At 63.9% G+C, this 13,583-nt stretch carries 17 protein-coding genes; 5 read left to right on the top strand and 12 right to left on the bottom strand.

Annotated elements, in window-relative coordinates; all coding sequences use genetic code 11:
* A partial coding sequence (gene groEL / locus JWR89_RS16635; protein WP_299718056.1) for a chaperonin GroEL occupies positions 1–880 on the bottom strand: 880 nt, incomplete at its 3' end.
* A 40-nt stretch (positions 881–920) separates the two neighbouring features.
* Positions 921–1,238 (bottom strand): co-chaperone GroES, encoded by a 318-nt coding sequence (locus JWR89_RS16640; protein WP_299718058.1) that lies wholly within the window; start codon positions 1,236–1,238, stop codon positions 921–923.
* A gap of 419 nt (positions 1,239–1,657) precedes the next feature.
* Here JWR89_RS16640 and JWR89_RS16645 point away from each other — a divergent pair, with 419 nt between their 5' ends.
* Positions 1,658–1,942, top strand: a complete 285-nt coding sequence (locus tag JWR89_RS16645; RefSeq protein ID WP_299718060.1) for an usg protein — start codon at positions 1,658–1,660, stop codon at positions 1,940–1,942.
* Between the two features lie 111 nt (positions 1,943–2,053).
* Positions 2,054–2,605, top strand: coding sequence for a cupin domain-containing protein (locus JWR89_RS16650; protein ID WP_299718062.1), 552 nt, complete (start codon positions 2,054–2,056; stop codon positions 2,603–2,605).
* On the opposite strand, the gene JWR89_RS16655 is transcribed toward JWR89_RS16650, so the two are convergent.
* The 9 genes from JWR89_RS16655 to JWR89_RS16695 all read right to left on the bottom strand — a co-directional run bounded on the left by JWR89_RS16655 (position 2,595) and on the right by JWR89_RS16695 (position 10,345).
* On the bottom strand, positions 2,595–3,848 hold the full coding sequence (locus JWR89_RS16655) for a nucleoside transporter C-terminal domain-containing protein (RefSeq protein ID WP_299718089.1): 1,254 nt from the start codon (positions 3,846–3,848) through the stop codon (positions 2,595–2,597). The genes JWR89_RS16650 and JWR89_RS16655 overlap by 11 nt on opposite strands.
* A gap of 65 nt (positions 3,849–3,913) precedes the next feature.
* Positions 3,914–4,213 (bottom strand): addiction module antidote protein, encoded by a 300-nt coding sequence (locus JWR89_RS16660; protein ID WP_299718065.1) that lies wholly within the window; start codon positions 4,211–4,213, stop codon positions 3,914–3,916.
* Between the two features lie 10 nt (positions 4,214–4,223).
* Positions 4,224–4,514 (bottom strand): type II toxin-antitoxin system RelE/ParE family toxin, encoded by a 291-nt coding sequence (locus JWR89_RS16665; RefSeq protein ID WP_299718067.1) that lies wholly within the window; start codon positions 4,512–4,514, stop codon positions 4,224–4,226.
* Between the two features lie 189 nt (positions 4,515–4,703).
* A complete protein-coding gene (locus JWR89_RS16670; protein ID WP_299718069.1) occupies positions 4,704–5,462 on the bottom strand; it encodes an SDR family oxidoreductase in 759 nt (252 codons plus the stop codon).
* Positions 5,463–5,482: 20 nt separating this feature from the next.
* The gene (locus tag JWR89_RS16675) at positions 5,483–6,004 is read right to left on the bottom strand and encodes a GNAT family N-acetyltransferase (RefSeq protein ID WP_366142996.1); all 522 of its coding nucleotides are present in this window, start codon (positions 6,002–6,004) and stop codon (positions 5,483–5,485) included.
* Positions 6,001–6,747: a proteasome-type protease gene (locus tag JWR89_RS16680; RefSeq protein WP_299718071.1), complete on the bottom strand. Its 747-nt coding sequence runs from the start codon at positions 6,745–6,747 to the stop codon at positions 6,001–6,003. Before JWR89_RS16680 ends, JWR89_RS16675 begins: the two co-directional genes overlap by 4 nt.
* A 70-nt stretch (positions 6,748–6,817) precedes the next feature.
* Complete coding sequence (locus JWR89_RS16685; protein WP_299718072.1) at positions 6,818–7,663, bottom strand: transglutaminase family protein; 846 nt, start codon at positions 7,661–7,663, stop codon at positions 6,818–6,820.
* Between the two features lie 153 nt (positions 7,664–7,816).
* A complete protein-coding gene (locus tag JWR89_RS16690; protein WP_299718075.1) occupies positions 7,817–8,761 on the bottom strand; it encodes an alpha-E domain-containing protein in 945 nt (314 codons plus the stop codon).
* A gap of 165 nt (positions 8,762–8,926) precedes the next feature.
* Positions 8,927–10,345, bottom strand: a complete 1,419-nt coding sequence (locus JWR89_RS16695; protein ID WP_299718077.1) for a circularly permuted type 2 ATP-grasp protein — start codon at positions 10,343–10,345, stop codon at positions 8,927–8,929.
* 221 nt (positions 10,346–10,566) lie between these two features.
* On the opposite strand from JWR89_RS16695, the gene JWR89_RS16700 reads away from it, so the two are divergent.
* The 3 genes from JWR89_RS16700 (at position 10,567) to JWR89_RS16710 (ending at position 12,667) form a co-directional block, all read left to right on the top strand.
* A complete protein-coding gene (locus tag JWR89_RS16700; RefSeq protein ID WP_299718080.1) occupies positions 10,567–11,301 on the top strand; it encodes a molybdopterin-binding protein in 735 nt (244 codons plus the stop codon).
* A 37-nt stretch (positions 11,302–11,338) separates the two neighbouring features.
* On the top strand, positions 11,339–11,863 hold the full coding sequence (gene gpt, locus JWR89_RS16705; RefSeq protein WP_299718082.1) for a xanthine phosphoribosyltransferase: 525 nt from the start codon (positions 11,339–11,341) through the stop codon (positions 11,861–11,863).
* 183 nt (positions 11,864–12,046) lie between these two features.
* Complete coding sequence (locus JWR89_RS16710) at positions 12,047–12,667, top strand: hypothetical protein (RefSeq protein ID WP_299718084.1); 621 nt, start codon at positions 12,047–12,049, stop codon at positions 12,665–12,667.
* Positions 12,668–12,776: 109 nt separating this feature from the next.
* Here JWR89_RS16710 and JWR89_RS16715 read toward each other — a convergent pair.
* The coding region (locus JWR89_RS16715; protein ID WP_299718087.1) for a methionine synthase at positions 12,777–13,583 on the bottom strand (807 nt) is incomplete at its 5' end.

Below are 13,583 nucleotides of genomic sequence, written 5' to 3' on the forward strand. Positions count from 1 at the left end.
CGGCGATGTCCTGCAGCATCGCCTTGCGGCGATCGCCAAAACCCGGCGCCTTGACGGCGGCAACCTTGAGGCCGCCACGCAGACGGTTGACGACGAGGGTGGCGAGGGCTTCGCCTTCGACGTCTTCGGCGACGATGACCAGCGGCTTGCCGGTCTGCACGACGGCTTCGAGCAGCGGCAGCATCTCGTTGAGGTTGGAGAGCTTCTTCTCGTTGATCAGGATGTAGGCGTCATCGAATTCGACGCGCATCTTGTCGGCGTTGGTGACGAAGTAGGGCGAGATGTAGCCGCGGTCGAACTGCATGCCTTCGACGACGTCGAGTTCGGTCTCGAGCGACTTGGCTTCTTCAACCGTGATGACGCCCTCGTTGCCGACCTTCTTCATGGCGTCGGCGAGGAACTTGCCGATTTCGGCATCGCCGTTGGCGGAGATGGTGCCGACCTGGGCGATCTCGTCGTTCGACGTGACCTTCTTGGAGTTCTTGACGAGGTCGGCGACTACGGCTTCCACAGCCAGGTCGATGCCGCGCTTCAGATCCATCGGGTTCATGCCGGCGGCAACCGACTTGGCGCCTTCCTTGACGATGGCCTGGGCCAGCACGGTCGCGGTGGTGGTGCCGTCGCCGGCGAGGTCGGCCGACTTCGACGCGACTTCACGGACCATCTGGGCGCCCATGTTCTCGAACTTGTCTTCAAGCTCGATTTCCTTGGCGACGGTGACGCCGTCCTTGGTGATGCGGGGCGCGCCGAACGACTTGTCGAGCACGACGTTGCGGCCCTTCGGGCCGAGCGTCACCTTGACGGCGTTGGCGAGGATGTCGACGCCGCGCAGCATCTTGTCGCGGGCATCAACGCCGAATTTGACTTCTTTAGCTGACATGTTTTGCTTCCTTGAAAATTACGGGAGAAGAGAAAGGCGCTTAAGCGGCCTTCTTCTTGGCTGCGGGCAGGTCGGTGAGGACGCCCATGATGTCGCTTTCCTTCATGATCAGCAGGTCCTGGCCATCGATCTTGACCTCGGTGCCGGACCACTTGCCGAACAGGACGCGCTCGCCGACCTTGAGGTCGATCGGGATCAGCTTGCCGGCTTCGTCACGGCCGCCGGGACCGACGGAGACGATCTCGCCCTGAGAGGGCTTCTCTTTGGCGCTATCCGGGATGATGATGCCGCCAGCGGACTTCTCTTCGGCGTCGATACGCTTGACCACAACGCGATCGTGAAGCGGACGGAATTTCATGCAGTCCTCCTAAGTTTCTGAAGATGTTCAGTATTTCGAAATTTTGGCAGTCGGGGCCGACAAGTGCCAGCACGACTGCCCCGGACATAGGCCGAACGCGGAAGCTCGGCAAGGCCTTCTAGCAGAAATTTTAGCACTCAAATGTGACGGCTGCCAATTCGGCGCAGCATCGTTAACGGCGGTAGTGGGTGCCGTTAGCAGTCGCGGTAAGTCGCTGCTAACACTCAGGCTTTCAACACATTATTAAACTTTTAAGCTTGTGATGAGCGGGTTGCTTGCGTCACAATTCATGCATCGCGCTGTCATGGCGAAGTGGAATCCGGTTCGCGGCAGACGGCGCGGTCTAAAGGAGCGAAGAGCGAATTCGACATCGACCGTAAGCCACTTGTGCCGAATGCGCTCTGTCCATGGAGGTTGGCATGGTCTCGAGAAGTGCAGTTTCTGACGATTTCAGGAAGCAGGTGCTTGGCTACGGATTGACGACGGCGCAGATCCTGTACCGGATGCCGGATCACCCCTCGCTGCTGCAGACCTATGTCTGGCAGAACTACGACCTGTTTCCGAAATTTCCGGCGCTGAAGGACTTTCTGGAATTCTGGCAGCAGTCGCTGGACGGTCCGCTGTTCTCGGTCACCGTCGCCCACTCCAAGCTGATCAAGCCGGCCGAGCTGCGGGCCGTGGACGGCGTATTCCGGTTGCATTGAGCGGACTCACTCAACGCGCTGGAGGAATTGCCGCAGTACAAGACTGCAGCTAGGTTCCTTCGCTTGCGCGGCCCGCCTTTCGGCGCTGCGTTGTCGAATGGGAATCAGCGCATGGCGAAGCGACAGGTGGCCTCGAAGCTTGGCGGTAAAACCGCCGCGCCGAAGAAGTCCGCGCGCGGGGCCGGGAAGTCGCGCAAGTCTGCAGCGGCCAAGTCTGCACCGGCCAAATCTGCATCGACCAAGGCCGCCGCGGCGCCGGCCGCAAAGGCCCCGCGGCGCCGGCAGCGGGTCGCCATCAGCCATTATCGCGAACAGGATTTTGTCGCCGACGGGCTGCGCGCTTACGCCCGCTATCGCGACCTTGGAATTGCCGCCGCCAGCGGCGGCCAGGCGCAGGCGCATGTGATCCGGCTGATCGGCCCCTGCGTTCCTGCCGAAGTCTCGAAGCTGCATTATCACGACGCCGAATTTCAACTGGTCTACGTGCTGAACGGCACGGTGAGCATCTACTTCGAAGGCGAGGGCGAGGTGACCATGAAGCAGGGCTCAAGCTGGACCCAGCCGCCGCGCGTCAAACACCTGATCCGCAGCTACTCCGACAATTGCGAACTGCTGGAAGTGGTGTTGCCGGCGGAGTTTCGGACGATCGAGGTCAAGGCGTAAGCAGGCCCACGATCGCGCCCATCAGGCAGGTCGTCAGCGTGCCCGACACGATCGACTTCAGGCCGAGCGCGTTGATCTCGTCGCGGCGCTCCGGCGCCATGGTGCCAAGGCCGCCGATCATGATGCCCAGGCTGGCGAAGTTGGCGAAGCCGCACAGCGCGTAGAGCATGATCAGGCGCGCGCGCGGATCGAGTGCGTCGGGGTCGAGCTTGGCGAACTGCAGATAGGCGATCAGCTCGTTGAGCACGGTCTTGACGCCCATCAGCGCGCCGGCGGTCAGCGCCTGGTCCCACGGCAGGCCCATCAGCCAGCAGATCGGCGCCATGACGTAGCCGAGCAGGCGCTGCACCGAAATCGCGACGCCGTTCATCATCGGCAACAGGCCGAGCACGGCGTTGATCAGATACATCAGCGCCACCAGCACCAGCAGCAGCGCCACGATATTGACCAGCAGTTCGATGCCCGCGGTGGTGCCCTTGACGATGGCGTCCATGGTGCTCGACGCCGCCATTTCCGGCTCGGCTAGTGCGCCGCCGGTGCGGCGCGGCTCGGTCTCCGGCACCATGATCAGGCTGACCAGGATCGCGGCAGGCGCCGACAGCACCGACGCGATCACGAAATGCGCGGAGGCGTCGGGGATGACCGGTGACAGGAAGGTCGCGTACAGCACCAGCACGGTGCCGGCGATGCCTGCCATGCCGCCGGTCATCACTAGGAACAGCTCGCTGCGCGTCAACTGCTTCAGGTAGGGCCGGATGAACAGCGGCGCCTCGACCATGCCGAGAAAGATGTTGGCGGCGGTGGACAGCCCGACGGCGCCGCCGACGCCCAGCGTGCGCTCCAGGATCCACGCCATGCCGCGCACGATCGGCGGCAGGATGCGCCAGTAGAACAGCAGGGTGGTCAGCACGCTGATGATCAGCACCACCGGCAGCGCCTGTAGCGCCAGCACGAAATCGGCGCCGGGCGCCTTGAGATCGAACGGCAGCGCGCCGCCGCCGAGATAGCCGAACACGAACGAGGTGCCGGCGCGCGACGCCGCAGCGATCACGCTCACGGCGTCATTGATGGCGCCAAAGGCATGCGCCACCACGGGCAGCTTGAGCAGCACGATGGCGGTCAGCAGCGTGACGGCCAGCCCGATGGCGGCTTGTTTCAGCGACGCCAGGCGGCGGTTTTCGCCGAGCGCCCAGGCGATGCCGAGCAGCGCGAACACACCGAACGCCGATTGCAGTTGCAGCATGAATCCCCCGGGCCGCGGCAATGATGCCGGGGCAGGGGCGGTCATGCAATGTCGGTGCCGTGCGTCTACGCCGCCTTGGGGTCAATGATCGGTTCGGCAACCAGCTTGACGCCGAGCGTGCCAAGCACCTTGCGCACGGTGTCGAATTCCGGCTTGGCCTGGCCGTTGAGAGATTTGTACAGGCTTTCGCGCGAAAGCCCGGCTTCGCCGGCGACCTGCGCCATGCCTTTGGCGCGCGCAGCGGTGCCGATCGCGAGCGAGATGAAAGCGGGGTCATTGGTCTCGAAAGCTTCGGTGAGGTAGGCAGCGATCATCTCGGGGCTGTCGAGATGGTCTGCTACATCAAACTTTGAAAATTTCGCCATCTGTCCCCCTTCACCATTCGGCGGCAATTTGCGCCGCCCGTCGGATATCCTTGTCCTGTGTCGACTTGTCGCCGCCGCACAGAAGCAGAACGATCGTTTGGCCTTTGAGCATGTAGTAGACGCGATACCCCGGACCGAAATCGATCCTCATCTCGCTGATGCCTTCGCCCACAGGCTTTACGTCGCCGGGATTGCCGAGTTGGAGCCGCTGTATTCGCAAATAAATTTTAGCTCGACCGCGCCTGTCCCGCAGTGAGTCGATCCAACGGTCAAACTCAGCGCTTGATTGCAACTCAAGCATACATGTATCCTTTAGGATACTTTTCGATATTGGTCAATCTGTGTCCCGGACGCGGTGCGGCACGCTTGTGCCGCTCCGCAGCCGGGACCGCTGCGAACGCCGTCGTTTGGGACGGCCCCGGATCTGCGAAGCGATACTTTGTATCGCATCGCGTCCGGGGCATGAGACGGCGCGCGGCCGCGCGAGAATTTACCCCCGCCCGACGAACGGCATCTTTGTGGCCATCACCGTCATGAACAGCACGTTGGCGTCGAGCGGCAGGCCGGCCATGTAGGCGACGGCGTCGCCGACCGCCTTGGCGTCCATGCGCGGCTCCTGGCTCATGGTGCCATCCGGCTGCATCACACCGGGCCCGTTGACCATGCGGTCGGTCATCGGCGTCGCGGCATTGCCGATATCGACCTGGCCGACGGCGATGTCGTAGGCGCGGCCGTCGAGGTTGCTGGCCTTGGTCAGACCGGTGATGGCATGCTTGGTCGAGGTGTAGGCGGCGGAGAACGGCCGCGGCGCATGCGCCGAGATCGAGCCGTTGTTGATGATGCGGCCGCCGCGCGGGGTCTGGTCCTTCATGATGCGGAACGCGTGCTGGGTGCACAGGAACGGCGCGGTGAGGTTGGTGTTGACCACCGCCTGCCACTGCGCGAGGCCGAGATCCTCGAACGGCACCGGGGGCGCGCCCATGCCGGCATTGTTGAACAGCACGTCGAGCCGGCCGTAGCTCTCCATCGTCTTGGCGAACAGCGCGGCGATCGAGGCGGGGTCGGCCATGTCGGCGGAAACCGGCAGGCTCTTGCCGCCTTCGGCCTCGCCGAGCTTCTGGGTCTCCTGCAGCATCTCGATGCGGCGCCCGGCCAGCACGACGGTGAAGCCGGCCTTCATCAAAGCGAGCGAAGCGGCGCGGCCCACGCCGGTGCCGGCGCCGGTGACGAGTGCAATCTTGGTGGTCATCTGTTTCTTCCCTGTCGTTTTTAAGTTAGTTCGCGACGCATATAGCTGGCGTGTTCGTCGTAACTTCGCAGCTGCCGGTCGAGGGTGGGGTCGACGACAATGTCGAACCCCTGCCGGCGCCAAAAATGAACTGAATTGTTGACGGCAACAAGCGTCATGTTGGGCAGTTGCATGAGCCGCGCACGTGCGGCCAGCATTTCGACGACGACCGCGCCCGCACCGGATTTTCGGGTTTCGGGCAATAGCGCGAGATCGTGAATGTAGAAGGTGGATGGCGGCGTGGTCGGCGGCGCAAGCAATTCGTTCAGCGCCGGCGGCTGCTTGAAGTGCCAGGGATGGCCGACGACATAGCCGGCGATGGCGCGTTCGCCTTGCAGCACGCCGCAGCCGCATGGATGCAGCGCCAGCCGGTTGGCGAATACGGCTTCGTCTTCGGGAAAGCGCGGATGGATGGCATCGGCGAGCGCCTTCACCGCGGGCAGGTCGGCCACCGTCATGACGCGCCAGTTCAGCGGCTCCCCGGTCATCGCGTTGGCGCTCAATTTTCTTTCTTGTACGGCGGCCGCGGAATGTTCTGGTGCGCCGCGCGCAGGGCGGCCGACCAGCGCGAGCGCAGGTCGTGGAAATACGGCTCGCCGGCTTCGATGCGGTGGTTGAGGTCGGCGTCGCAGACATCGGTGCGCACCACCAGCACGTCGATCGGCAGGCCGACGCCGATGTTCGAACGCATGGTGGAATCCATCGAGATCAATCCGGTCTTCAGCGCCTCGTAGAGTTCGACATCAAAGTGGATGGCGCGGTCGAGCACCGGCTTGCCGTATTTGTGCTCGCCGATCTGCAGATAGGGGGTGTCGGTGGTGCATTCGATGAAATTGCCGGCCGGATAGATCATGAACAGCCGCATCTTGCCGTCCTTGATCTGACCGCCGAACAGGAACGAGACGTTGAAGTTGATGTCCTCGGATTCCAGCGCCTCGCCTTCGGTGGCGTTGATGTGCCGGATGGCGCGGCCGATCCGCTGCGCCGCCTGGAACATGGTCGGCGCGTTCAGCAGCGTCTCGCGGGCGCCGGTCTTGGGGTCCTCGAAACCTTCGGCCAGGGTAGAGAGCACCGACTGGCTGATGGCCAGGTTGCCCGCCGAGGCCACCGCCATGACGCGGTCGCCGGGCTGGTTGAAGACGTGCAGCTTGCGGAAGGTCGAGACGTTGTCGAGTCCGGCATTGGTGCGCGTGTCCGCGATCATCACCAGCCCTTCGCGCACCAGAATTCCGCAACAATAGGTCATCCAACAGTCCCTTAATCAGGGAAGCGTCTTACGCGCTCGACCGTGCCGCGGCAACCATGGCGCGCCGTGGTCAGGATTGCGATTGCGACTGTCCCTGCGGCGGCTGCCGGCCGGCCTGATCGACCTTGACCGACACCGTCAGGGTCTCCATGCCGCCGCCGTAGCGGGTGCCGCGGACCGGGGCGGCGCCGAGGTAATCGAGGCCGATGGCGACGCGGGCGTGGGCGTCGGTGGTGCAGATCGCGTTGGCCGGGTCGAAGCCGACCCAGCCGAGATTCGGCACGAAGGCCTCCGCCCAGGCGTGGCCGGCCTGCTGGTGAACCATGCCGTCGGCGCGCAGAAAATGCCCGGCGACGAAGCGCGCCGGCACGCCGCACGAGCGGGCGCAGGCAATGAAGATATGGGCATAGTCCTGGCAGACGCCGCGCTTGCCAGCAAATGCCTCGATCGCCGAGGTGCCGGTATTGGTGGGGTCGCCGTCGAAGGTCATGTGCTCGTTGATCGCCATCATCAGCGCGTGCAGGAAGCCCAGCACGTCGGTCTCGGCGGTGGGATCGAGATCCCGCGCGAAAGCCACCATGGCCGGATTGGTCTCGGTCAGCGGGGTCTGGCGCAGGAACAGGCTCGGCGGGAAACGCTCGTCCGTGCCCTTCAGCACGCCGCCGGTATCCTGGGTCTCGATCAGCCCCTCGACATTGATGGTGAGGTCGGAGATCGGCCCGTGGGTCAGCACGTGGGTGACGTTGCCGAACGCATCCTCGTGCAGATCGAGTCGCGAATCGGTGGAAACGTCGATCTGCCAGTTGGCGACGTACTGGCCGTCATGGCTGCCCGGCGTCATGCGCAGGATCTGGATCACGCCAGAGGCCGGCGGCTCGTAGCGATAGCTGGTCGTATGGGCGATCCGCAGGCGCATGGTTATTACCCGTCATTCCGGGGCGAGAGCGCGAAGCGCGCGCGAACCCGAAATCTCCATCGATTCAATTTGATTAGATTTCCCGCCACTTCGGTGGAGTGGCTGAGGGTCGCATTCGGCTGTCGCCGCTTGCGCCCCGGAATGACAGTCTAATCATATCAGGTACTGTTTGGCGATGATTTCGCCGAGCCGGCTGTTATCCGCAATGAATTCCTGGATGAATTCATGCAGTCCGTGTTGGAAGATGTCTTGCATGTTGCTGTGTTCGAGGCGGTTGCGGACGCCGCGGGCGTGGCGCTGGGCGGCGCCCTGGCGGCCGTAGGAGACGCCGATCTGGTCAAGATTGCGCACCAGGTTGCCGTAGCAACTGGCGAGCGAGCGCGGCAGCGTGTCGTTGAGAATCAGCAGATCGGCGATCAGCCAGGGTTTCAGCGTTTCGCGATACACCCAGTGATACGCCGTCAGCGCCGACACCGAACGCAGGATCGAGGTCCACTGGTAGTAATCCAGCGGGCCGCCGACATGCTCGTCTTCGGGCAGCAGCAGATGGTATTTGACGTCGAGAATGCGTGCGGTGTTGTCGGCGCGTTCCAGATGCAGGCCGAGCCGCGAGAACCAGTAGGCATCGTTGCGCAGCATGGTGCGGTAGGCCGAACCGTCGAAGCGTAGCGAGGTCTCCTGCACGAAGCGCAGGAAGCGCGCCAGTTGCTCGCGGGTCTTGGCGCCGCCGCTCCAGACTTCCTGCAGCTCGATCCAGGCGCCGTTGATGGTGTCCCACATTTCGCCGGTCAGCGCGGTGCGCACCGAGCGCGAATTCAACCGCGCGTTCTCGATGCAGTTGCGGATCGAGGACGGGTTGGCGGTGGAGAACGACAGATATTCGACGACGTTCTTCTCGTCGGCTTCCTCATAGATTTCGTAGAACGCCGCCGAGACGCCGGCTGTCAGCAGCGCCGAATCCCATTCGTTGGTCTGGCCGGTATAGGTATTGGGCAGCGCGGTGACGCGCAGCGTCGCCTCGATGGTGCGCGCCAGATATTCGGCGCGTTCGACGTAGCGGGCTAGCCAGTAAAGATTTTCAGCGGTGCGCGAAAGCATGAATGTTACCTGAAGGTCGTCATTCCGGGGCGTGTGCGCGATAGCGCGCACGAACCCGGAATCTCGAAATGAGATTCACATGTCGGGATTCCGGATTCGCGTCCGGCAAGAGCCGGCCGCGCTCCGGAATGACGAACAGAGCGATACGCGTGGCATGGCATCATCCTACTCATCCAATATCCACGTATCCTTGGTCCCGCCGCCCTGGCTGGAATTGACCACCAGCGAGCCTTCCTTCAGCGCCACGCGGGTCAGCCCGCCCGGCACGATGGTGACGTTTTCGCGGCCGGTCAGCACGAACGGCCGCAGATCGACGTGGCGCGGCGCGAGGCCGGACTCGGTGCAGGTCGGGCACGTCGATAGCGCCAGCGTCGGCTGGGCGATGAAGCCTTCCGGCTCGCGCTTCAGCTTGTCGCGGAACGCTTCGATGGTCGCCTTGCTCGATGCCGGGCCGATCAGCATGCCGTAGCCGCCGGAGCCGTGGACTTCCTTGACCACGAGATCGGCCAGATTATCCAGCACGTAGGCCAGATCCTTCGGCTCGCGGCAGCGCCAGGTCGGCACGTTCTTCAGGATCGGCTCTTCACCGAGATAGAATTTCACGATCTCCGGCATGTAGCTGTAGACCGCCTTGTCGTCGGCGATCCCCGTGCCGACCGCATTGGCCAGCGTGACATTGCCGGCCATGTAGGCCGACATCAGGCCGGGCACGCCGAGCGCGGAGTCCGGCCGGAACGAGAGCGGATCGAGGAAGTCGTCATCGACGCGGCGATAGATCACATCGACGCGCTTGAGGCCCTCGGTGGTGCGCATGAACACTTCGTCGTTCTTGACGATCAGGTCGCGGCCCTCGACCAGCTCGTCGCCGAGCTTGTCGGCCAGGAACGAGTGCTCGTAATAGGCGGAGTTGTAGACGCCGGGCGTCATCAGCGCGACGGTGGGTTCCGAATTGGCGCTGTGCGGCGCCACCGAACGCAGGCAGGACAACAGCTCGTCCGGGTATTTCTCGACCGGCGCCACGCGGTGCCGGGCGAACAGGTCCGGGAACAGCCGCATCATGATTTCGCGGTTTTCCAGCATGTAGGACACGCCGGACGGGGTGCGCGCATTGTCCTCCAGCACGAAGAACTCGTCCGGATTGGTGCGGACGATGTCGATCCCGGCGATATGGACGTAGACGTCGTGCGGGACCTGCTGGCCGTTCATCTCCGGGCGGAATACCGGGTTCTGGAAGATCAGGTCGTCCGGGATCAGCCCGGCGCGCAGGATGTCGCGCCCATGGTAGATATCGCGCAAAAACATGTTGATGGCGCGGACCCGCTGCTTAAGGCCCTTTTCCAGCAGCGTCCATTCCTTGCCGGAGATGATCCGCGGGATCACGTCGAACGGGATCAGCCGTTCAGTGGATTCGGAATCGCCGTAGACCGCAAAGGTGATGCCGATGCGGCGGAACAGCAGCTCCGCCTCCTGGCGACGGTATTCCAAAGCGTCTGGCGGCGTCTCCTTGAGCCAGCGGGAGAGCTCTTCATAGGCCGGGCGAAGCTCGCCCAGAGGCCCATTCATTTCGTCGAACGCAACTGCCATGAATCCTGACTGTTTTTCGAGACCGTGCGGAGATTGCACGACTAAACAGGATGGTAGCAAGGGCCGGGCCAGCGCGATATGCATTCAGTACGAGCATTTCGTATGGGGGCACCGCTAACGTGCCTGAAAAAACGGCGGGACGCTGCTCGTTTCGGCAGCAAAAGCCCGTGACATCAAGGCTTTGCCTGCGCATGGTCGCTGATAACGGCGAGGAAAGACTGATGAGCGACATCGTAACGGCAGGCATCCTGGTAATCGGCGACGAGATTCTCTCCGGCCGGACCAAGGACAAGAACATCGGCTTCATCGCCGAATACCTCACCAATATCGGTATCGACCTCAAGGAGGTCCGCGTGGTCTCCGACGACGAGCCGGAGATCATTGCCGCACTCGACGCGCTGCGCGGCCGTTACGACTACGTCTTTACCACCGGCGGCATCGGCCCGACCCATGACGACATCACCGCCGACGCGGTGGCCAAGGCCTTTGGCGTGGCCATCGATCACCATCCCGACGTCGTCGCCCGGTTCAAGGAGCGGTTCGGGGCCGACCTCAACGAAGCCCGGCTGCGGATGGCGCGGATCCCGGACGGCGCCGACCTGATCCAGAGCGCCACCATCCTGGCGCCGGGCTTCAAGCTCGGCAATGTCATCGTGATGGCCGGCGTGCCCTCGATCATGCAGGCGATGATGGACATCGTGTCGCCGAAGCTTCGGTCCGGCGTGCGGATGCTGTCCGAGACGGTCCGCGCCGACGCCCGCGAGGGCGACATCGGGGGACCCCTGCGGGCGATCGCCGAGGCGCATCCCGACGCCATCATCGGCAGCTACCCGTTCCTCGACGACGCGCAGAAGCCGAACGTCAATCTGGTGGTGCGCTCGCGCGACCAGGACAAGCTCAACGCGGCCATGGCGGCGGTGAAAGAGATGCTGGCCGTGCTGCACGCGCCGAAGTAGATACGGCACGCGCCGCCCGACCAACCAGGAGATCGACATGGCAGAACATCCGGAAATGAGCGCACAGGAGCGCGCCGGCAAGGCATTTCCGGTGTCGTGGGACCAGTTCCACCGCGACTGCCGCGCGCTGACCTGGCGCCTGAGCAACGCCGGCCCGTTTCATGCGATCATCGCCATCACCCGGGGCGGGCTGGTGCCGGCGGCGATCGTGGCGCGTGAACTCGGCGTTCGCGTCATCGATACCGTCTGCATCGCCAGCTACGACCACAACAAGCGGGGCGAGTTGCAGGTGTTGAAGGGCGTGTCCGAGGATGCCGCCCGGCTCGGCGGCGGCACCGGCAAGGGCCTCCTGATCGTCGACGATCTCGTCGACACCGGCAAGACCGCGCGCATGGTGCGCGACATGCTGCCCGACGCGCATTTTGCCACCGTCTACGCCAAGCCGATGGGCCGGCCGCTGGTCGATACCTTCATCACCGAAGTGTCGCAGGACACCTGGATCTTCTTCCCGTGGGATCTCGGCCTGTCGTTCCAGCCGCCGATGCGCGACGGCGCGGCGTAGTACCTTTCACACGGGACACTGCTCATGCTCCCTCCCCCCTTGCGGGGGAGGGCCGGGGTGGGGGGTAGCCGCGGGCGACTGAGCTTGTGGCACCCCCACCCCCGACCCCTCCCCGCCTAGCGAAGCTCCGCTTCGCGCGGGGGGAGGGGAGCGACGTCGCGTTGGGATAGCAGGAGCATCACCATGCCGCTGCAGAACCGCGTCACACCGTTCGGCGATATCATCGCGACGCCCGCGCGCGGCCTGTTCACCGGCAACCGCGGCATCATCCACGATCCCCTGACCAGGACGCTGTTGAACAAGCGCTGGAGCAATCCGGCCTGGCTCATTTGCGTCTGCGAATTCCGCGGCCGGCGCCGCGACGTGATGGCGACGCGTAGCTGGACCGAACTGTTCTTCCTCGACGAAGCCACCGCGCTCGCGGCGGGCCATCGCCCGTGCTTCTATTGTCGCCGCGACGACGCCAATCGTTTTCGGGCAGCATGGGAAGAGGGCAACGGCGTCTCGCGCACGCGTGCGACGGAGATCGACGCAGTGCTGCACCGTGAGCGGCTGGAGGGACGTGCCAAGCGATTGCACGCGCTGCCGTGTGCGATGGACGAACTACCTGACGGCACGATGGTGGCGGCGGGAGGGGAGAGCTTTGTGATCGTGCAGGGCAGGGCGATGCGGTGGTCGTTCGCGGGATATCATGAGGTGGAGATGACGTTTTACGACGTAGCGTTGCTCACGCCGCCTTCGACGGTGAAAGCACTACGTGCGGGTTACCGGCCCACGCTGCATGCAGGTGCGCCATCGCGATAAACCCCTCAGCCGTCATTGCGAGGAGCCCTTGCGACGAAGCAATCCAGCTCTTGTAGCACTGGATTGCCACGTCGCTTCGCTCCTCGCAATGACGGTGGAGAGGCCGGTGTTACGCCAGCCGCTCCCTTGCCAGTCTCGCCCCCGCGCCCAGCGCGCGCAGCTTCGCTTCGGCGATATCGCGATGCATCGGCGCCATGCCGCAATTCGTGGTGGCGACGATGTTGGCCTTCGGCACGTGCTTCATCACCGCCTCGATGGTGGCCAGAACGTCTTCCGGCGTCTCGATCTCGTCACTCGCGACGTCGATCACCCCCGCCTGAACGATCTTGCCCTTCAGCAGCCCGAGCAATTCCAGCGGCACCCGGGAATTGCGGCATTCGATGGCGACCTGCTGGATCGGGCTGGCATCGATCGCCGGAAAGATCTGCTCGTATTGCCGCCACTCGCCGCCCAGGGTTTCCTTCCAGTCGGTGTTGGCCTTGATTCCGTAGCCGTAGCAGATGTGCACCGCGGTGGCGCAGGTCAGGCCTTGGGCCGCGCGCTCCAGCGCCTTGACGCCCCAGTCGGCGGCCTCGTCCATGAAGACGTTGAAGGCCGGCTCGTCGAACTGGATCATGTCGACGCCATCGGCCTGCAGCGCGAGGGCTTCCTGGTTGAGCAGTTCGGCGAAGGCGAACGCCATCTTGACGCGGTCGCCGTAGTAGCTGTCCGACAGGGTGTCGATGATGGTCATCGGGCCGGGCAGGGTGAACTTCAGCTTGTTCTTCGTGTGTGCGCGCGCGGCCTGCGCCTCGAAGGCGTGGACGCGGCCCTTGAGCTGCAATGGCGCGATCACCTGCGGCACCATGGCTTTGTAGCGGTCCTTGCGGATGCCCATCTCGACCTTGTGGGCGAAGTCGATGCCATCGACCTTCTC

The organism is Tardiphaga sp. (genome assembly GCF_028290785.1).
GTDB lineage: Bacteria > Pseudomonadota > Alphaproteobacteria > Rhizobiales > Xanthobacteraceae > Tardiphaga.